Genomic DNA, 21,715 nt, shown 5'->3' with positions numbered 1-21,715 from the left:
TTATTTTGTCAGATTAAAAACTCACATTTAAACTTACACCCATTGAACGGGTCGTGGGTAAAGAACCAGCCTCAACACCAGGCACGATATTTCCACCATTCAGAGCCCCAGTTTCCGGATCGAATACCGGGTAATCCGTAAAACAGAAAAGATTTCTCCCGTACAAAGCGATCGATGCTGAACTTAACGGGGTTTTTCGTAGTTGTCTTTTCGTAAAAACATATTCCAAACGAACTTCCCGAATTTTTAAAAATGAAGCATCAAACAAGTTCGTTTCCACGTTCTCCACTTTATAATACTCGCCATAATACACTTGTGCCGTAACAGGTTTCGTGTTCGGGGTATAAGATCCATCCGAATTTGCGACCACGCCCGGGGCAATGATATACGTTCCACCCATCGGTAGCAAACCAGCTTGAGCTAAACGGGAATCATCACCGGAAATATAAAGAGGTGTGCCAGGTAAACGCCCGTTCAAAGTAGCTTTACTTTTCCCTTGAATACCTAATTTTGCATTTGTTGTTGAATATATTTTTCCTCCATGTTGTCCGTCAAGTAATATACCAAGAGTGAAATTTTTATACTTGAACTCGTTGTACCAACCAGCCTTCCAACCGGGATAAGCACAACCTACATACTCAATCTCATCCGTTGTTACAGGAAGTCCGGAAGCATCGACAATCACCTGTCCATCCGTCGTCCTTTTCAATTTATATCCCCAAATATCACCAATCGTTCCGCCAACTCTCCCGATAATAGAAGCTCCTCCGATCTTGCTGATCAACTGGTTTTCATCTGCACTTTTTGATAAAGACAAGATCTTATTTTTATTCTTCGACCAGTTGACCCTACTCGTCCATCTGAAATCATTTGTAATCACAGGAATAAAATTTAATGCAACTTCGAATCCCATATTCTGCACGGTTCCCGAATTTATTGTCGCTTTAGAATAACCGGTTGTCGGGTCCATAGGGGCATCCAAAATCTGATTCTTTGTCCGGTTGTAATAATACGCGAAGTCTACATTCAAACGGTTTTCAAATGTCCTTATATCCATTCCAACCTCATAATTGGTTGAAATCTCAGGTTTAAAATCAGCATTAAACAAAGTCGTCGGGAGTTTTACAGAACCGGCAAAATTAGTCGTCTCGTAATACCGAGAAGTTTTATAAGGATCAGTATCATTTCCGACCTGTGCCCATGAAGCTCTTAACTTCAACAAGTTAATTTCCCGAGGCATATTAAACCATTCATTAAATAAAACACCTGCCGAAACAGAAGAATAGAAAAAAGAATTATTCCTTTCCGGTAAAGTCGAAGACCAATCGTTCCGTCCACTAATATCCAAGAATAACTTATTTTTATAAGCAAGATTAGCCGTGAAATAAACACTATTCACCCTTTTATTAAGAATCTTCTGATTAAATTCAATGGCTGAAATCGCATTCGCAAGTTTATAAACACCAGGGGTGATTAACCCGTTGGCAGCATTAGATAACATATCCAATTTAGAGGTCATCATGTTACCTCCCACAGCAGCATTCAGCGTAACTCCATCAAGGAAACTATTGTGATACGTCAATAAAATATCACTATTCAATTCATAATTGAATATATTTTGCTTTTTAAAATACCCTTTGGGATAAATCACATCACTCATCGGACGGTGCTGTTCACGCATATCTATCTCCATCTGCAAAGCCGAACGAACCATAAAATCAAAATGATTACTGAGTTTCAAATTAGCTGAAATCATGGATATAGTCGCATGCTTTTCCGTCGGGTTCAACGACTCGTACAAAGTCACGTATGGATTCCCGATAAGCTTGCTGAAAGGTTGTAATTGAGTAACATTTTCCTCTCCCTTTTTCCACATCGGGCGATACCAATCCAAATTAACATTGGGATTCTGAAAAATCAAAAAATAAGAGATCGAATTACTACTATAACCTAATGCCGGAAGATTATCACTCTGCCGCCACGTATAACTGGTCCGGTAATTAACGCTCAACAACCTGGAAACCTTTTGCATACCGGAGATTGTTGCCGTAACACGTTCAAATCCCGTGTTAGGAAGAATCCAGTTATTTTTCATATATGTTAAAGATGCCCTCAGTGATCCCCTATCATTTTTCCCCGAAACGGCGAGAGAATTCGTGGTCGTATACCCCAAACGGAATAGGTCCTTGCGGTTATCTTTATAAGCTCTCCACGGAGTTGCATTATCTCCTCGGTCTTGTTTTCCCTTATCATACTGATAAAACAACTGATTTTCAAATCTCGGCCCGTAAGCGCTACTTGTCCCGCTTGTTCCACTGATTGAACCATCTGGGAAATCCCCGTAGGAATAGTATTGTTGTCCCTCGTAAACACTACCTTCTGGCCCTATATTACTTGGTTGTCCTTGTCCGAATTCATATTGATAATCCGGCCACATTAACACATTTTCAATACTCGTGTTTGACGTGAAAGTAACTCCTAATCTTTTTTCCTGTTCATTTCCATTTTTGGTGGTAACCATTATCACCCCATTAGCTGCACGGGAACCATATAAAGCGGTTGCACTGGCTCCTTTCAAAATCTGGATACTCTCAATATCCTCCGGATTCAAGTCTGAAAAGCCATTTCCAAAATCTATTGAGGCTTCTCCGGATGCACTTTGCGCATTTCCCGTGTTAATCATGGGGGCACTCATGGGAACCCCGTCCACGACAATCAATGCATTGTTTCCCCCTTGATTCAACGAAACATCCCCGCGCAATGCTATTCTCGTAGATCCTAATGGTCCTCCCGAAGAATTAATACTAAGCCCGGCCACCTTTCCAACCAAACCTTGTGACCAGTTAGAAGAAACCGCACGCATGACTTCATTTCCATCAAGTTTACTTGTCGAATACCCTAATCCTCGTTCATTTCTTTTAATCCCCAATGCCGTTACAACGACATCATTCAAGGCAACGTTTTTTTCATTCAACCGGATGATCCATTCAGTGTTCTTCCCGTGATAAGAAACAATTTCTGTCTCGTATCCCAAATAACTGAAGACAATCTTATCCGTAGTTTTAAGTGTTTTCGGAGATTTAAGAATGAACTTTCCATCGGTATCCGTAACCGTTCCTAGAGTTGTGCCTTTTACAGACACACTAGCACCAACAAGCGGTAAATCATTTATATCAACCACCTTCCCTTTAATAACTGTTTGTGCTTGAACAGTCATAGCCATCAGACTAAATAAAAGAATAAAACTTTTCTTTAAAATAAACACCATAGACAACATTTTTAATTTTTTGATGCACGAAAGTATGCGCACAATGTTTCAATAGTGTTACATCACAATTAAGAATAGATTTTATTTTACAATCACCAGATCCATTTATCAACCAAAATAGGGCCATTCAGACATAGTCCCAACAATATACATCAAAATAGGAAAACCTATCAATGCCTAATGATTATACTTGCTGATTTGGAAAACAAAACGAATTGATTAAAATTTAAGAGGGTATGGACAGAAAATCCATTAGAACGAGAATAATTTATACCTCTTACAATTTTTCAAGAAAATATAGTGTAAAAAAATACCTGCAATCACTTAAACGAAAATGCGTTTAAGCAATTGCAGGTAAGAAGTTTTAATATCTTCTATTTGAATTATAACCTCCGCGACTTCCGCCACCTCTGTTATATCCTCCGCGACCTCCACCGTTTGATCTTTCTTCTCTCGGTTTAGCCACGTTAACGTTAATTACCTTACCGTCATATTCAGCACCGTTCAATTCATCGATTGCTTTTTGTCCCATAGCATCATCTGAGATTTCAACAAAACCGAAACCTCTTGATCTACCTGTTTCACGATCCATAATAACTTTAGCTGAAGTAACTTCACCATATTCAGCAAACAAAGTTTGCAAATCAGCGTCATCAACGCCATAACTTAAATTTGAGATGTAAATGTTCATCAAGTACAAATTTTAATTGATTAATAAATTACGATTGAGATTGCACAATGAAAGAAAGTCTACTTAACGATACAAATACATGCTAGGAAAGTGATTTAAATACAATGGATTCAATTCAATCTGGGACAAAGGTACTCTTTATTTTGGATAAACAAGTGTTTTTGCAAATTATTTTATTAAAAATCAATTTACCAAGGATAACAATAAAACGACAAGCCCCCCCCCGGTAACGAAGCACCGGAAGAGGGCTAAACACATTATTTATTCACACACTACAAATTTTTCAGTTTCGAATCAATCAATCCACGACAAACGTGAAAACGTTTTCCAACACGTTAGAATACCCCTCGTTCTTGATCAGAATTGAAACCCGGTATTTCCCCTTCGGGGCTTTACAATCAAAAGGCAGCTGCATCCGTCCTCCCCCGTATATCACCAATTCACGCCTGAAAATTTCGGCATTTCCATCCTCCGAAGTCACGTTGGCGATAGAATACTGAATAGGTTCCGTTCCCAACACCCCCTCGATTGTCGCCGTGGTCCAAGGAAGTCCCTGTTCAACAGTAGAGGAATAGGAAAGATACTGGTTACATATTCTTTCCGCTTCAGCAACAGAATATCCCATGCCATCACCCTGAAAACCTTCCCCCAGATAAAATTTCGCATCGTCAATCAGATACTCCTCATCATAATACGCGTTCACCAAAGACTCTATTTCATCTAACCTAGCAGATATTTCATCCATCCGATCTTCATCCGGAAACTCCTCTCCCTCCAATCGATCCATTTCTTCATACAGCTCATCCATTTCCGATTCCAAATCTTGTATTATCGGTTTCGCTTTATACGCCATGGCCAGAACCTCCCCCAACCCCTCCAAGGGCCAGTACTGCTCTTCCATCTCGGCCATTTTAACTTTCACTCCATCCACCCCGATATGCAGCGAATCGATACCGTATTTCGCATAGGTGGTTCTCAAATAACCGACCGTTACATCTTGGCAGCCCACGAATCCCAAGGCTGCTATCACCAATAAAGTATATATTCTCTTCATCATATCAATAAATACTAGAAATTAACGATGTCAAGTCAAAATTGTAACTCAACGCATGAACTACCCCGTTCGTCATTTGAATATCCGTGGAAACAATCCGATTTTTCTCACTATTTTCCGTGTTATGCAAATAAACGTAAAGCCCAAATTCCCCTTTCTCCGGTATTTTATTATAATCTTCCCGGAAAGTATAAGAAAACAAATCTCCATCCAGCGTGGAATAAACCTTTCCATCAATTTCCTTACCGGTCGTTTCTTCCAAATTTCCCTTGGGGACATCATTCACGGTCAACCGTTGCGGAACAATCAACTGATTTAAAATATACTGGCAAACCTCTTCCGGAATATCCGACACCTTGTTCCAAAGTTCCCCATCTTCCTCAATTTCCACGTTATGATCCAACATCATGCGCAAGATACTCAAGTTCGTCACCCCGAAAAAAGTAATTTGCTGATTTGGCATAGAACCGTCAAAATAAGCCTTCATTCCGGCATTCTCGATCAGTAATATCGTGGAATCCCAATCATCCGGTTGCGAGTGTAAATATTCCCATACCGTGCAATCATGTTTCCCGTTTGCCAACCCGGTATCTATATACTGGTAATTCGTGCAAGCACCCAATCCCACGGCAACACACACGACCAAACTCTTGATAAATACATTTATTTTTTCCATAACCAATACGAATTTTGAGTCATTAATTCATTATTTACAAACGCATTCTCGCCCACGGGCAAATAAAGAGCCCCCCGGTCTATTTCCTCCCGCGTGAGCATGGAATAGGCCAAAGACAACCGGTTCAAATAACCATTGCGCACGATGTCGAAATAACGTTGCCCTTCACCGAACAATTCCCGTTCCCGTTCATTAAAGACCTCTTCCCGCAAGACTTCGCTCCCCGTGGGACCATCATATTTTTCCAATCCGGCCCGTTCCCGTACATCATTCAAATCCTCCACGGCATTCGGCATATTCAAGCGGGTGCGACACTCGGCACGAAGTAATTTCAGGTCTGCCAATCTCCAGATCACTTTATTTCCCTCCACCGAAATTATTTTCCCTTCATTTCCGACTGCAACCGAGGTGATCACTTTGTTCCATTTAACAAAATAAGCCCAAGGAGACGGAGTATCATCATCCTCATATAACGTCTGTGTCCCTAAATGATACCAGAATGAATCCCGGCGCACATCCTCTTCTTCCGGGTACATATCTTCCACCGTTTCCACCGAAATCCTCGTGTACCCCACTCCCGGACCATCAATATCACTCGGAAGAAGCGAAAAATAAGGGTACGTACACAACAAAATACTGGGATATAAATACATCGGCATATAAGAATTTCCCTCATACTCGTAATCCTTACTAGTCACCTCGATAGCAAAAATCGTTTCGTCGCTTTCCCGACCTTCTCCAAGCGTGCGTGCCTTTAAAGCAGCAATATCAGGTTCCAACCGGTACGCCCCGCATTTACCTTCAATCACATCAGAAGCGTATTGTTCAGCTTTCTCCCAATACGTCTTTTCTTTATAAAGGCCACCCATCCACGCATAGATGTTTGCCAACAATGTTTTCACGGTTCCGCTACTGGCATATTGTTTCGAAGTCAATGAATTTCCATACGAATCAGTCAATTGATCGTACTGGGGCAACACGAGCGCCTTCTCCGCGTATTGAATAGCAGTTTCCAGCACTTCCTTCGCCGGACTTTTAGCGAGAGGGTCTTTTGCTTCGGCCCCCGAGGAAATCGGGGCATCCCCCCATTTCCGTGCAATCTCGAAATAAGCGAATGCTTTCATGAAACACGCTTGGGCCAGCCAGAACTCTTTCCGTTCATCCGTGATCCCGGTAAATCGAGAAGCATTTTCCAACAACACGTCCGCCTTCCCGATCAGGGCGTAATACCCACCCCAAGATTCCATTTTAGCAGGATCCGTGAAAACTCCAACATTCAGATTCCTTACATTTTCGTTTTCATACTCATCACAAGGCAGGGCGGCAAGATCAAGGAACGAAAGGTTGCTATATGTCATTAACCCCCACAACTGGAGTTCCGCCGCCATCATATCTATAACGACTAACTCCACGTCTGATTCCGTCTTAAAATAATTCACGAACGTCACGTCATTCTCCGACTCCACCGTCAAAAAATCATCACACGAGAACAGCGGTAATATAAGCAGATATACTAACAATTTTCTCATAATATCTTTTTTAGAAATTTATACTTAAACCTACTGTAAATTTCCGAGGCAGGGGATAAGACCCCAGATCATCTATACCATCATAAATACTGACGATTTCAGGATCGAGTCCCTTGTAATTAGTCAACAAGAATAAATTCTCTGCCGTAACATAAATTCGGGCACTGGTCAATCTTGCTTTTTCAATCACCCGTTTATTCAGATTATAACCTAACGTCAGTTGTTTTAATCGCAACAGGTGTACATTTTCAATATCACAATCATACTTTCCATCATACTGTAAATCGTTCCCGTTATAAGATTGCAAATGAGGATAAGACGGGTTCTCCGTTTGAGCATTTTCCCAAGCATGAATCTTACTAATATCCACCAGAAGAGGACGGTTAGGTTCATCCCCGGGCATTAGACTGGCGTCATCATACACCCGTAGGATATGCCTTCCTAACGAATAATTAAACGCCAAGTTTAAATCAAAGTCTTTCCAACGCAAATCAAAGAAAATACCACCATGCACTTTCGGTAACGGGCTGGCAGCATAATACTTATCATCTTCGGTAATATTGCCATCCCCGTTCAGATCCAGAATCCGACGAGTTCCCGGGAAAAAGATACTTGTACTCGTTCCATTAACATACAACAGTTGCTTCTGACCACTCGGCAGATACATGTAAGGCACCTCATCCATCGTGTTATAAAAACCGTCTGTTTTATAAACTTTCATCTGGTACAATGGCTTACCGATCACCTGTTCCTGATAATCCATTTTGTCATAACTTTTCTCGAAACGACTCCAGTTCCGGGAGGCCGTCAATTTCATTTTCCACTTAACAGCCGTTTCTCGTAATATATCGGCAGCCAACTCCAGCTCGACACCCTCGTTCGAGGTTTCCATGGCATTCCGCCACTGCATCGCAAACAAATAAAAATCACCCGGTAAATCGATCTGGTTCAACTGATCTTTCGTGTAACGATAATAGTAATCGAACACCACCTTGAAACGATAATTCATTAAATCCAAGTCCAAACCAATATCATACTGATCCGTCTTCTCCCAACTCAACGTGGGATTAATCAACCCACCCTGTGCAGACTGTTTCATTCCATATTGACCGAGAAATGTTCCCGTTCCCGAAGAGAACAACCCTTGAGCCAGATAAGGTTGACTGAATTTCAACCCGGAAGTACCCCAGCTTGCCCTGATCTTACCGAAACTCAACCAGTAGAACCTTTTCATGAAAGATTCCTGCGAGAAAGCCCAACCGGCAGACACGGACGGGAATGTTGCCCAACGTACATCTTCACCGAAAACAGAGGAACCATCCCGCCGGATCGTTCCCTCCAACATATATTTTTCCTTGTAGTTATAATTCAACCGGGCAAAATAACTACACATCGTTTCTTCCTTCAATTCAGAACTATACTTGTACGCACCTGTTGCCTGTTTTTGTCCCACGCCATATACCACGTCAAAAGCTCCTCCCCATCCGCTACCCACGTAATGGACGTAATCACTAGGTCCTTTCCTTCCTAACCCGCTATTCGTGAAGTGCTGATCCTTTTCAAAAGAGAGACCGAGTAACACGCCAAAATGATGATCCTGTTTCAAATTAAACTGGTAATTCAACAGGTTCTCATTCAAGATATTGATACTACGGGCAATAGTCCCCTCGGAAGTTGAAAAATGATTTTGACGATCGTACGTGCTCGGCATAAATTTATTCAGATTCTGCTGGTTAAAATCTATGGACCCGGTAACAGACAAGTGCAAATTACGGATAAACTCGTAATCCAGTTTCATGTTCAACCGCAACGTGTAACTATTATTTTTCTCGATCTTGGCATTCAAATCTTCCAACATATACTCCTCCACGTAACTCCCTCCCGGCAACAAGGATGAAGTCGAATTTGGATTAACAGAAACACCCTCTATCTTGGAACCGCCACTCCCGGCTCCCTTCACCCCGCCCCGGCTCCGGTCACTGTAAGCGAAAATAGTCCGCAAATCCATCGTGAATCGTTTCACCGGTTTAGCCGTCAAATTAGCGGCTAAAGTTGCCCGTTGAAAATCAGAACCGATCATAATCCCCTCTTCCTTGAAATACCCGAGTCCCACCACGTATTGCACGGCATCATTTCCCCCGGAAGCCTGTAAATTAGCGTTCAACACTTTTGCCGTCCGGTACATGTACCGCCACCAATCGGTAGAATTATTGAAAAAAGGATTCAAACTATCCTGCAAATAGATCCGGTCCCCACTACTCCAAAAATCATTGTACACTGCACCTGTATATCCATTAAGGACAGCATTATACACCTCCGCGTAAGAGGTCGGCACCTTCCATTCATTGCGATTCGGATTGTAATAAGGCTCCCGCGCATTCTTAAAAGCGTTCAGCGCGTACAAACGCTCTCCCTGACCACCTGTCATCTCCACCGTCTTGGGTAACCAAGAGGCAGAATAAGATAACGTTGCCGAAATATGTCCCTGGCCGGAGCGCCCCTTTTTCGTCGTGATCAGCACCACCCCGTTACCGGCACGAGAACCGTAAAGAGAAGCAGCCGCAGCATCCTTCAGCACCTCGATCGACTCGATCATCGACGGGTCAAGATTCGCCAGCGTGTTAGCCCCTGTTACATCAGAAGTGAACGCCTGCATCGGCACCCCGTCCACCACGTAAAGTGGAGTACCGGCATTACGATCCTGACTTTCACCTTTTATTGATAACGTATTGTACCCCCGAATAGCAACGATAGACCCGCCACCACCGGGAGCCCCGGACAAGTTATTCACCTCCACTCCGGCCATACATCCCTGTAACAAACTCTCCAGACTATGCGTCGGCAATTCCTGAATCTCGTTCCCCTTGATCGAGGAAACAGAACTCGTCATCAACCTCCTCTTCTGCGAACCGTAAGCAACAACCGTCACCTCGTCCAAGTCGGAAACATCTTCCTCTAGGGTAACCCGGATCGTGTCTCTCGTCACGGCACTGAAATTCACCTTCTTCGTCTTGTATCCCACGAAAGAGAACACGAGCGTCCCCCTTTCCATCGGCAAGGTCAACCGGAAAACCCCATTCACGTCCGTGGCCGTCCCCACCGTCGTGCTATCCAATCGAACCGTCACTCCCGGCATCGGCACTCTCTTGCTATCCGTGACCTTTCCCAAGATAATTTTCCCTTTCTGCGGCTCGGCCGGGAGCGCGGACAGGATAATAAATTCATCCATCAACTCGTAAGTCAACCCGGTTCCCTCCAATATCTCACGTAACACCACGTCCAAACGAGTATCCTTAAAATTCACGTTCAAGCGGTAATCACTATTCAAACGGTGATTATTATACACCACCGTATAACCGGTCTGTTTATGAATCTCGGAAAAGATTTCCTTGAAACTCAACTGGCTCCCCGTGACGGTCATCGTCTTCTGGGCTAACGTGCCGGCCGTTACATTCGTGATAAACACGACCATCAAAAAAACGCCTAACTTCATAACCTGACAAATTTTTGACAACTTGTTGTGTACAACAAGCCTGTTTCTTCGTTTTTTATTCATACTTTTGCTTCGAGTTAGTTAATATTTACGGTATTACTAAACCTCCCGAAGCGTGGTTGCAACACGTTTCGGGATTTTATTTTTCATATATTTTAATCTGATCTCCGAAATCAACAAACGAAATATCCCTCGTTTTCTCGATCATTTTCAACACGTACTCCAGATCCCGGTACCTCGTCACGGCCCCGGTAAAACGCATCTGTTTCACCTTCTCGCTGGCAAAAGTGAATTTCACTTGATACCAGCGTTCCAACTTCACGACCAACTCTTCCATCGACATATTCTCGAAATAAAAATACCCGGTACGCCAAGCGCTCACCCGACTGACATCCTCTTTCGTGAGAACGATCGAAGTACTCGCCTTGTCCATACGGACCACCTCGCCCGGGACCAACGCACGGGTCTGTCGATTCCGGGTATCCTCGAATTTCACTTTCCCCTTTAACAATGCCACTTCAACCTTCGCCTCATCCGTGTAATTCATCACGTTAAACGACGTCCCCAACACCTTGACATTTGCCTCCGCCGTTTTCACCACAAAAGGCTTTAACGAATCGGAAGTCACCTCAAAAAAAGCCTCCCCTTCCAAATAAACGGCTCGTTGATTCCCGACAAAATGAAGAGGGAACTTCAATTTCGAATCGGAATTCAGCCACACGTTCGTTCCGTCTGCCAGCGTCAGATTATACTCTCCTCCCCGGGGAACAATCACCGTGTGATATTCCTCTGTCATCACGTCCTTCCCGCCCTCCTGAGGGAACAGATTTTTCACAGAATCACTCTTCAAGACAATCCCTTCCGCCAATGGCACGGTTCGATCATTCTCTCTACCCAGCATGACCTCGTTCCCTGATGGAAATTGCAAAATAGCCTCTCTCTCCCCGTGCTTACTCTCCAACAAACTAATTTTAGGCAATGTCTCCGGCACCGGTTCTTTCCAGTTCGTGTTGTACACGTGGAAAATACCCACCAACAGTAAGACCGCCGCCGCAGACGAAACCACGCCCCACGCGAATCGTCTCCGCCGTTTCAGCCTTTCTTCCCGCCATTTTTCCTGTATCCGGGTCTTCATCCCCCCTGCCTGTTCCCCACGTGAACTTAACCGCAACCGTTGACACATCTTCAGGGTTTGTTTAAAGCATTGCTCTTGCCTCGGGGACTCCTTCACCCATCTCTCCAAATCCATCTTCTCCCGCTCGGAAATATCTCCCAAGTAAAAATCAATAATCCGTTCTATTACCTCATCCGAAATCCGGTTCATATCATTTCATTTTGCCTCTAAGACGGGAAAAGCCAAAAACGGGTGAATCAACAAACACATTATTTTTCAAAAATCAACAATTATCCACTTTACAAGCTACATACGATTGTTTCATTCAATAAAATATTTTAGATTTGTACGATAAATAAATTCATGAAAAACCAAAACGATCTCGACCACGATTTGCAGCACATCTTCGATAAATATGCGAAGAACTTGTGTCTTTACGCCCTCAATTACTTGGAGACAGAGGCCGACGCAGAAGACATCGTGCAGGATGTCTTCATTCGTTGTTGGGAAAAAAGAGATATTTTGTTATCAGACGAAAAGGTGATAAAAACCTACCTTTTCAATTCTGTCAGAAACGCTTGCTTGGACAAAATAGAGAAAAAAGATGTCATGCGTTACCACATCGACATTATAAAGCAAGAAATTATTGACGAGGAAACCATCACGTTTGACGAACAACTCCTTCTGGAAATCAGAGAAGAACTGGCACAAATGCCCGATCAAACCCAAAAAGTCATTACCCGCATATTCATGCAGGATATGAAATACCAAGAAGTCGCCGACGATCTCCACATCTCGATCAACACCGTCAAAACCCTGTTACGCAACGGGATCAAACACCTGCGTTCCCACTTCTCTCAACACCTGGAACTCTTAATTTTCTATCTCCAAAAAGCGACACGATAAACAGACTTTCAGCCCTTTCCCGTTTTATTTATTAAACATTTGATCATTTTCTTCACATTTATTACCTTCGTGAAAATTTAATCTAATCCTTAGTATGAAAAATACATTCATTACCACGCTCTTATTATTAACCGTCGTATTTTGCTCTGCCCAAGAGAAATACGTTCCTTCACAAGAAAACCTTACCAACCGGGAATGGTTCCGGGATGCCAAGTTCGGTATGTTCATCCACTGGGGAATATACAGCATGCTGGCCGACGGCGAATGGGTGTTAACCAACAAAAGCCTGAACGAGGCGGAGTACCAAAAACTGGCCGACGGGTTCTACCCCTCCAAATTCAATGCCGACGAGTGGGTCCGCATCGCCAAGGACGCCGGCATGAAATACATCTGTTTCACCTCCCGCCATCACGATGGATTCTCGATGTTCAACACGAAACAATCAGATTACAATATTGTCAAGGCTACCCCTTTCAAACGGGATGTTATCAAGGAATTGGCCGAGGCCTGCCAGAAACACGGGCTTAAATTATTCTTCTACTATTCCCATATCGACTGGCACCGTCCGGATTATTACCCGTGGGGACGCACGGGACGGAACACGGGTCGTACCCCTTCCGGCACGTGGGAAGATTACTTGAAATTCATGGATGCCCAGTTAACCGAATTACTTACCAATTACGGCCCGATCGGTGGTATCTGGTTCGACGGTTGGTGGGATAAACCCGACGCGGACTGGCAACTGGAAAGACAATACACCTTGATCCACCGCCTTCAACCGGGATGCCTGATCGGGAATAACCATCACAAAGCCCCTTTTGACGGGGAAGATTTCCAAATGTTCGAACGGGATCTACCGGGACAAAACAAAGCCGGGTACTCTGCCGATGCAGAAATCAGCGCCCTACCGTTGGAAAGCTGCGAGACCATGAATAACACGTGGGGCTACAACATCAACGACCGAAATTTCAAATCCACGAAACAACTCATCCACACGCTGGTGGGTGCCGCAGGGAACAATGCAAACTTATTATTAAACGTGGGCCCCCGTCCGGGTGGAGATTTCCCCGAAGGATCAGTTACGCACTTGAAAGAAATCGGAGAATGGATGCGCACCTATGGTGAAACTATCCAAGGAACCCGTGCCGGAACCATCCCTCACCAAGACTGGGGAGTCACGACCCAAAAAGGAAATAAACTCTATGTTCACATTCTAAATTTGAATAAAGACCAGCTTTTACTCCCGATCACCAATAAAAAAGTGAAGACCATCGTGCATTTCAAGGACAAAACTCCGGTGAAATACACCAAAACAAAAGAAGGTATCTTGCTACAACTGGGAAGTGTCCCCACGGACATAGATCATGTTATTGAAATCACTTACCGATAATAGCGGTCAAAAACCCTGTTCATCGGAAAGAATATAACATGGGATTACTCCCCCCCCCCTTGATTCATGATTGGGCTATCCTTTCGCTATATCATAAACATAGCATCAACATAACAATAACACAGCATAAACACATTCTTATATTTATGCCGTGTTATTGTTATGCCAAAAGAGTACCTTTGATGTAACGCAAAGATAGCCCAAGGAATAAGAACGATGAAACCAAGAGGCGATCAATCTATTCTAAATCTAGTCCTTTGCCGAATATCTTGTGATGAGGCCCCGATCATCACCGTGAACCATCCCGGCTCAACCCGCCAGTTCAACGAGGTGTCAAGCACTCGTAAATGTTCTTCTGTAAGGACAAATTCAACCCTCCGGGATTCTCCCGAAGTCAAATGAACCCGTTGAAAAGCCTTGAGCTGCATGAAAGGAGTAACCACCGATGCCTGTTCGTCCCGCAAATACAATTGAACCACCTCATCTCCGGCACGTCCTCCCACATTCTTCACATCTACCGAAACCCGAACCGAATCCCCCTCGACACGCACATCAATTCCCTCGTAAACAAAAGTCGTGTAACTCAACCCGAACCCGAAAGGATATAACGGGGCAGCAGTTCCCTCCACATAATCATGTCGTTCGGCAGATTTATGATTATAATACACGGGTAATTGACCCACGTGACGAGGATAAGACAAGGGGAGCCTCCCGGCAGGGTTATAGTCCCCGAACAACACGTCCGCAATGGCCCGACCACCCTCACCGCCCGGATACCAAGTCGTTAAGATCGCCGGGATATGTTCCGCAGCCCAGTTCAACTCCAAGGGACGCCCTTGAACCATGACCAGCACGACGGGCCTACCCGTGGCATATAACGCTTTCAATAATTCCACTTGCTTGCCCATCAGCGACAAACCAATCCGGTCAAACCCCTCTCCTGACTCCATATCACTCACCTTGCGTTCATTCGCAACGGCAGCCCCTGTCTCCAAAAAATCCGTTTCAAAATCTCGTGCGCTAGAGCCCCCCAAAACCACCACAACAACATCGGAATTTTTTGCAGTCTCACAAGCCTCCCCGATCGACGTGTCCAACGTGTCCCGCACAGCACACCCTTTCACGTAACGGACTTCCGCACCGGGCAACTTTTGCCGGATACCTTCGAGTACAGTAATTACCGAACCGGGTGCCTGTGGTGCCGTATAGTCTCCCAACTGATTATAAACATTATCTGCATTCGGCCCGATAACCGCTACCCGTTTCACCTCCTTCGACAAGGGTAACAATTGATTTTCATTTTTCAGCAACACAACAGACTGGCGAGCCACTTCCCTCGCCACCTCCCGATGCCCGGACGTGCCGATCAGCTTTTCTGCCTTCTTCACCTTCACGTATGGATTATCAAACAATCCCATTTTAAACTTTAACCGTAAAATACGACTCACGGCCCGGTCAATGTCAGCCTCGGCCAATCGCCCCTCCCGGCAAGCTCTCACCAAATCAGCACTGAAACAATTTCCACCCAAATCGGAATCCACTCCCGAACGTAAAGCCAATATCCCGGCCTCGTCCCTACCGGCTGCCACTCGCTGCGACATCAACCCATCTATCGCGTAGAGATCCGAAACCACAAAACCAGAGAATCCCCACTGATCCCGTAAAAGCTGATTTGTCAGGAATGGATTCGCCGTACAAGGAATCCCATCCACCTCGTTATAGGCCGTCATCAATGATAACGCCCCCGCTTTCACGGCCATCTCGAAAGGATAGGACAACTCTGTCAACAATTCCCGCACTCCCACATGAGCCATCCCGGCATTATGCCCGCCTTCAGGTACCCCGTAAGCCGTGAAGTGTTTCAACGTGGCTATAACATTTTCGCCACTCCCCACGTTTCCTCCCTGCAACCCCCGGACATAAGCACTTCCCATACTCCCACTCAAGAAAGGATCTTCCCCGTATCCCTCTTCCACCCGAGACCAACGCAATTCCCGGGCAACATCCAGCACTGGCCCGTAACCGATATGCCCCCCTTGTAAACGGGCCTCCAATGCCACGATTTCGGCCACTCGCTCCTCCAGTTCCGTGTTCCACGTGCTTGCCCTCCCGATAGCCGTGGGAAACACCGTCGTCCCGATAGCCATATGCCCGTGCGGACACTCTTCCGCCAAAAACAAGGGAATTCCCAAGCGAGTGCTATCCCGTGCGTAACGCTGCATGGCATTCGTCATTTCTGCCGCCTCCCGCGGGGACAAGCCTGTCCTTAAAGTCTTTCGGGTCCACGGGTCAGCCCTCAACGTTGCCCAAAAACACCCGATATAACGATTTTTCAGATCCGACCGAAACAAGTCCGTCAACCGAACCTGACCATTTTCATCCTTCTCGTAATAATTCCAGCCTAAGGTATGAGCCAACTGTCCCACTTTTTCTTCCAGCGTCATTTGCCGGAGTAAGTCCTGCAAACGCACCTCCACGCTCTCTGCCGGATTCTCGTAAGGGTCCAGCTTGCCATTCTTGTTCAGGTCCCGAAATCCCTTTCCACTCTTCTTGTAAACCCCATCCCCGCAAACGGAAATCACCGGGAGAAAAAACACGAGAAATAACCAAATCTTTTGTTTCCGCATAGCAACACATTATTCGATTAAACACAACAACACAAATTTTAAACCCAAATATAGACAAAAGTATCTTTTCCCCTTCTTTTTTTTCGTAACTTAGCACCCGTATAACTAAAATACATAGATTATGTTTTCACAAGATGAATTTAAAAAATATGCCACCAAGCATAAAGGGATTAGCAGCTTGAACCTTCACCGGTTCGAATCTGCCGTCTCCAGCTATATAAACCCGACCATTATCGAGGAACGCCAGCTAAACGTGGCAAGCATGGACGTATTTTCCCGGTTAATGATGGACCGGATCATTTTTCTCGGAGTACCTATCGATGACGATGTAGCCAACATTATCATGGCACAATTACTATTCTTGGAATCGGCAGACCCGTCCAAGGATATTCAGATTTATTTCAACACTCCGGGCGGTTCCGTTTATGCCGGATTAGGTATTTACGACACGATGCAATACATTCAATGCGACGTGGCAACCATCTGTACCGGGATGGCCGCATCCATGGGTGCCGTGCTGATGACTGCCGGAACCAAAGGAAAACGTTCCGCATTACAGCACTCACGCATCATGATCCATCAACCGATGGGTGGAGCCCAAGGCCAAGCCTCCGATATTGAAATCACGGCTCGCGAGATTATGAAATTAAAAAAAGAACTTTACCAGATCATCGCTGATCATTCCGGGAACCCGATCAAGAAAGTAGAGAAAGACTCCGATCGCGACTACTGGATGACCGCGGCCGAAGCCAAAGAATACGGGATGATTGACACAGTATTAATTCGGGAACACAAGTAATGCAAGACAAATGTTCATTTTGCGGAAGATCACGCAGTGAGGTTGATCTTCTGATTTCCGGGGTAGACGGTTTTATCTGTGATATGTGCGCACAACAGGCGTATGACATTGTACAGGAAGAACAAAGAGGCCATTCTACCCCCCTTGACATGGATCATATCGAAGTCAAAAAACCGATAGAGATCAAACAATTCATGGATCAATATGTAATCGGACAAGACGAGGCGAAAAAGCACCTCGCCGTGGCCGTTTACAACCATTATAAACGATTGACACAGAAACATTCCAATGATGACGTGGAGATCGAGAAGTCAAATATCATCATGGTAGGACGCACGGGAACCGGGAAAACCTTGTTGGCCCGCACGATAGCCAAGATGCTGCACGTCCCTTTCACCATCGTCGATGCCACCGTGTTGACGGAAGCCGGCTACGTGGGCGAGGACATCGAATCCATCTTGACCCGCTTGCTACAAGCTGCCGACTACGACGTGGATGCCGCTGAAAAAGGGATCGTTTTCATCGACGAGATCGACAAGATTGCCCGTAAAGGAGACAACCCGTCCATCACGCGTGACGTGAGCGGTGAAGGAGTGCAACAAGGATTATTGAAACTACTGGAAGGTTCTATCGTGAACGTTCCCCCACAAGGTGGACGTAAACATCCCGACCAGAAGATGATCCCCGTGAACACGAAAAACATCCTGTTCATTTGCGGGGGAGCCTTCGATGGAATTGAAAAGAAAATCGCCCAACGCATGAACACGCAGGTAGTCGGGTTCACGGCAAGCAAAGAAACAGCCGTTCTTGACAGGGACAATATGTTGCAATACATCGCACCACAAGACTTGAAATCTTTCGGATTGATTCCCGAAATCATCGGTCGTCTCCCGGTATTGACCTACTTGGAACCACTTGACCGTCAAGCCTTACGCAATATTCTCACGGAACCCAAGAACGCTATTATCCGCCAGTACGTGAAATTATTCGAACTGGATAATATCACGCTGAACTTCAATGAAGAGGTCTTCGAATATATTGTAGACAAGGCTGTTGAATTCAAACTGGGAGCCCGCGGACTACGTTCTATTTGCGAGGCCATCATGACAGACCTGATGTTCGAGATTCCTTCACAAAATTGCGAATTGATCACGATCACCAAAGAATACGCCGAATCCAAGATGGACCGGCTGACAGCACAAAAGCTAAGAGCTTAAAAAAGGGGGCTGTCGAAAAAGTCAATTTTAAATAACTACCCCCTCCAACTCCCCCTTACACAGGGGGAGAGCTGATTACCAAGCGGTTTCTCCCCCTGTGTAAGGGGGAGTTAGTGGGGGTAGCTTGTAGATACTAGATAAGACTTTTGCCCCCCCCTTTTCATATGCTCATTTCAATTATTTTCCGGTGATATCCCGGATCACCACCGAAGCACAGAAACACCCAAACAAAGGTGGCATATAAGAAATTGTCCCAACATTCGACTTTTTATTCTCACTCTCGCTTAAAACAACGGCATCTGGGTCAACTTCTTCGGGGGAAAACACGACTTTTACTCCTTTATAGACCCCCAGTTTATGCAGCCTTTTCCGTAACATCCGGGCTAGATTACAATTATATGATTTGGAAATATCGGCTATCCGGATTTGTTCGGGGTCCATTTTGCCCCCGGCTCCCATAGAACTCACGACCCGATACCCCTTTTGCAAACTATGGTATATTAAAAATATCTTGGGTGCCAATGTATCAATGGCATCCACCACGTAATCATACTCCGCCATTTCCAGAATATCAATCATGCGGTCATCCTTAATAAAGTCATTGATTACGTGCAATTGAATATCCGGATTTATATCACGAAACCGGGTCGCCATGATCTCGGCTTTCGCCTTACCGATATTACTATCCAACGCCGGAAGTTGACGATTTTTATTCGTCACGTCCACGCAATCCCCGTCAATAATCGTCATCTCTCCAACCCCGGCCCGACATAATTGTTCGGCAGCATATGCCCCGACGCCTCCTAATCCTGCCACTAACACATGAGCTTTCTTCAACAAACCCAACCGTTCTTCTCCCAAAAGCAATTCCGTTCTACTCAACCAATCCATACTATTTTCCAAAAACTTTATTATAATTCATTCTCATCATTTCCTTCAATGCCTCCACCTCTATCCCTAAAATGGCAGATGCGGCCTCGTAAATAACGTGAATCTCCACCTCTTTGTCATCATTCTCCAAAAACAACGCCCCCAACGGGATAACCCGCAACAATTGAAAAGCATTCGAGTGCGAATTCAGCAAAGCCGCTCCCACGGAAATATAAAACCCGTGATCCAACAACTGCCGCAATATCTGTTCGTTATTGTTATACCCGTGAATAATCCAAGGTACGGAAGAACCCGTTCGTTTCTTCACGGCAATCAATTCCGAATACGCCTTCACGCAATGGATAATCAACGGCTTACGCAACTCTTCCGCCAAACCGACTTGAACGTCCAGTATCTCTTCCTGCGTCTTCATACAAATAGGAGAGCGACGGTCCAAACCGCACTCTCCTATTGCTATTACTTTTTCCATCCGTGTCGTATCCTCTATCCCCGTAAAAACATTCTCTCCCAGCCCGGCTAATTTCATGGGATGAACCCCCACGGAATAAAACACCTCCTGCCCCTCCACCGATTTCCGTTTTTCTTCACCTTCTACCCACGCCTTTCCTTCACCAACATCCAGAATGTTAATTCCTTCACCAACATGATGCGTGTGTATATTTACGTACGGATTCAATTCTTTCTATTATTTCTTATTGCACATGATATTCAAGATCGTCTTATCCGTCTCCTCCATACCCTTCGTTCCGATCAAACCCACGTTACGAATGGTACGTTCAATATCTTCCTCCACGATTCCATCATTATTCGTCTTGATTCCTCTCATGGACAACAAAGCGGCCTGTACGGCAGCCGATACCCCGGAATATACCTTTAAAGCACATCCCTGTTTTGCCCCGTCACACATCATACCCGTCAAATTAGAACACATCGTCTTGATCGTGTTCACCATGTTATCGTAAGTTCCTCCCATCAAATAGGTGATTGCGGATGCCGCACCAGTTCCAGCAATCAGAATACCACAAAGAGCTGAAAGGTGTCCCATGTAATGGTGAATATGCACGGCTATCAAGTTACTCAATGCCAAAGCACGAGCCAATTGTTCACGGGATGCCCCGAATTTCTCGGCAGCCACCACCACCGGCAGATATACCGTGATTCCTTGATTACCACTACCGGAGTTCGTCATCACCGGTTTCGGGCATCCATCCATACGGGCATCCGATGCTGCCGTAGCACGAATCAACGTGCGGTTTAGCAAGTCATCTTCCAGCAACCCCTTATCTATATTTTCTTTTAATGTCTTACCAATCTGTAACCCATACTCCGAGTTCAATCCCTCGGCCGAGATTGCCTTGTTCATTTCGGCACCCTGCAACACGAACTCGATGTCCTTCACGTCCACTTCATGCACGAAATCCCAGATACGTTTCACGCTCAATTCCGGTCCTTTATCTTCCGGTTTTGACGTATCCAGACGGAATTCTCTTTTGAAAATCTCTTCCCCGTTCTTCTCCACCAAAACGATATTAGTATGCGTGTGAGCAATAATCACCTTCACCGTATCATTTCCTTTCGTGGCCAGAGCCTCGGCATACAATTTATCCGGCGCATCCTCTTTCAAAGAAACCGTCACCTGACCTAACATATCTTTCGCACGCTGCAAGTTATCCCCCACGTTCACCTCTTTCAACACTTCCAACCCGTACTCCGATTTTCCACAAACAGCTCCCAAAGCGGCAGCAATAGGCAACCCGACCATTCCTGTTCCCGGAATGCCAACGCCCATACCATTCTTGTAAATATTACCACTAACCAGTACATCCAAACGCTCGGGCACACCCCCCAATACTTCTTTACACTTTGCACACGCCAAAGCACAGGCTACCGGTTCGGTACACCCCAAGGCCGGAACGGCCTCTTTTCTCAATATTTCAATGATTTGTTGATCTGTTACTTGATTCATCTTATTATTCCTTTTTCATGTAGAACGCTAAATTTTTGCGACTACAAAAATAGTGTTATTTATCTATTTTTCTACCACAAAAAGACAAATTATA

General features: G+C 44.9%; 15 protein-coding genes. 4 read left to right on the top strand and 11 right to left on the bottom strand.

The features are described 5' to 3' along the window. Positions 1-13: 13 nt before the first annotated feature. The 7 genes from I2I33_RS05755 to I2I33_RS05725 all read right to left on the bottom strand — a co-directional run bounded on the left by I2I33_RS05755 (position 14) and on the right by I2I33_RS05725 (position 12,035). The gene (locus I2I33_RS05755; protein ID WP_317193313.1) at positions 14-3,223 is read right to left on the bottom strand and encodes a SusC/RagA family TonB-linked outer membrane protein; all 3,210 of its coding nucleotides are present in this window, start codon (positions 3,221-3,223) and stop codon (positions 14-16) included. Between the two features lie 409 nt (positions 3,224-3,632). Next, positions 3,633-3,959, bottom strand: a complete 327-nt coding sequence (locus I2I33_RS05750; protein WP_087420886.1) for an RNA recognition motif domain-containing protein — start codon at positions 3,957-3,959, stop codon at positions 3,633-3,635. Between the two features lie 298 nt (positions 3,960-4,257). Then, positions 4,258-5,016: an ABC transporter C-terminal domain-containing protein gene (locus tag I2I33_RS05745; RefSeq protein ID WP_087420885.1), complete on the bottom strand. Its 759-nt coding sequence runs from the start codon at positions 5,014-5,016 to the stop codon at positions 4,258-4,260. Between the two features lies 1 nt (position 5,017). Continuing rightward, positions 5,018-5,689, bottom strand: a complete 672-nt coding sequence (locus tag I2I33_RS05740; protein WP_087420884.1) for a hypothetical protein — start codon at positions 5,687-5,689, stop codon at positions 5,018-5,020. After that, on the bottom strand, positions 5,677-7,218 hold the full coding sequence (locus I2I33_RS05735; RefSeq protein WP_087420883.1) for a RagB/SusD family nutrient uptake outer membrane protein: 1,542 nt from the start codon (positions 7,216-7,218) through the stop codon (positions 5,677-5,679). Before I2I33_RS05735 ends, I2I33_RS05740 begins: the two co-directional genes overlap by 13 nt. A 10-nt stretch (positions 7,219-7,228) precedes the next feature. After that, positions 7,229-10,711, bottom strand: coding sequence for a SusC/RagA family TonB-linked outer membrane protein (locus tag I2I33_RS05730; protein WP_087420882.1), 3,483 nt, complete (start codon positions 10,709-10,711; stop codon positions 7,229-7,231). 139 nt (positions 10,712-10,850) lie between these two features. After that, positions 10,851-12,035: a FecR family protein gene (locus I2I33_RS05725; RefSeq protein WP_087420881.1), complete on the bottom strand. Its 1,185-nt coding sequence runs from the start codon at positions 12,033-12,035 to the stop codon at positions 10,851-10,853. A 153-nt stretch (positions 12,036-12,188) separates the two neighbouring features. Between I2I33_RS05725 and I2I33_RS05720 the strand changes: the two genes are divergently transcribed. Together I2I33_RS05720 and I2I33_RS05715 are read left to right on the top strand one after the other, a co-directional pair. After that, positions 12,189-12,731 (top strand): RNA polymerase sigma-70 factor, encoded by a 543-nt coding sequence (locus I2I33_RS05720; protein ID WP_087420880.1) that lies wholly within the window; start codon positions 12,189-12,191, stop codon positions 12,729-12,731. Between the two features lie 94 nt (positions 12,732-12,825). Beyond that, complete coding sequence (locus tag I2I33_RS05715) at positions 12,826-14,121, top strand: alpha-L-fucosidase (RefSeq protein WP_087420879.1); 1,296 nt, start codon at positions 12,826-12,828, stop codon at positions 14,119-14,121. A gap of 233 nt (positions 14,122-14,354) precedes the next feature. Here the strand turns inward: I2I33_RS05715 and I2I33_RS05710 are convergent, their stop codons facing one another. After that, positions 14,355-16,748, bottom strand: coding sequence for a glycoside hydrolase family 3 C-terminal domain-containing protein (locus I2I33_RS05710; protein ID WP_087420878.1), 2,394 nt, complete (start codon positions 16,746-16,748; stop codon positions 14,355-14,357). A 121-nt stretch (positions 16,749-16,869) separates the two neighbouring features. Between I2I33_RS05710 and clpP the strand changes: the two genes are divergently transcribed. Together clpP and clpX are read left to right on the top strand one after the other, a co-directional pair. Then, positions 16,870-17,547, top strand: coding sequence for an ATP-dependent Clp endopeptidase proteolytic subunit ClpP (gene clpP, locus I2I33_RS05705; RefSeq protein ID WP_087420877.1), 678 nt, complete (start codon positions 16,870-16,872; stop codon positions 17,545-17,547). Next, positions 17,547-18,764: an ATP-dependent Clp protease ATP-binding subunit ClpX gene (clpX, locus tag I2I33_RS05700; protein WP_087420876.1), complete on the top strand. Its 1,218-nt coding sequence runs from the start codon at positions 17,547-17,549 to the stop codon at positions 18,762-18,764. Before clpP ends, clpX begins: the two co-directional genes overlap by 1 nt. Before the next feature lie 177 nt (positions 18,765-18,941). On the opposite strand, the gene I2I33_RS05695 is transcribed toward clpX, so the two are convergent. The 3 genes from I2I33_RS05695 to I2I33_RS05685 are packed head-to-tail and all read right to left on the bottom strand — an operon-like array spanning position 18,942 to position 21,621. Then, positions 18,942-19,655: a ThiF family adenylyltransferase gene (locus tag I2I33_RS05695; RefSeq protein ID WP_087420875.1), complete on the bottom strand. Its 714-nt coding sequence runs from the start codon at positions 19,653-19,655 to the stop codon at positions 18,942-18,944. 1 nt (position 19,656) lies between these two features. Continuing rightward, the gene (locus I2I33_RS05690; RefSeq protein WP_087420874.1) at positions 19,657-20,331 is read right to left on the bottom strand and encodes a TatD family hydrolase; all 675 of its coding nucleotides are present in this window, start codon (positions 20,329-20,331) and stop codon (positions 19,657-19,659) included. A gap of 9 nt (positions 20,332-20,340) precedes the next feature. Beyond that, the gene (locus I2I33_RS05685) at positions 20,341-21,621 is read right to left on the bottom strand and encodes a serine dehydratase subunit alpha family protein (RefSeq protein ID WP_087420873.1); all 1,281 of its coding nucleotides are present in this window, start codon (positions 21,619-21,621) and stop codon (positions 20,341-20,343) included. Positions 21,622-21,715 lie beyond the last annotated feature (94 nt).

The organism is Butyricimonas sp. BSD2780061689_150309_C8, assembly GCF_015560935.1.
GTDB lineage: Bacteria > Bacteroidota > Bacteroidia > Bacteroidales > Marinifilaceae > Butyricimonas > Butyricimonas paravirosa.
The sequence above is the reverse complement of the archived record's forward strand: the minus strand, read 5'-3'. Positions and strand labels throughout refer to the sequence as shown.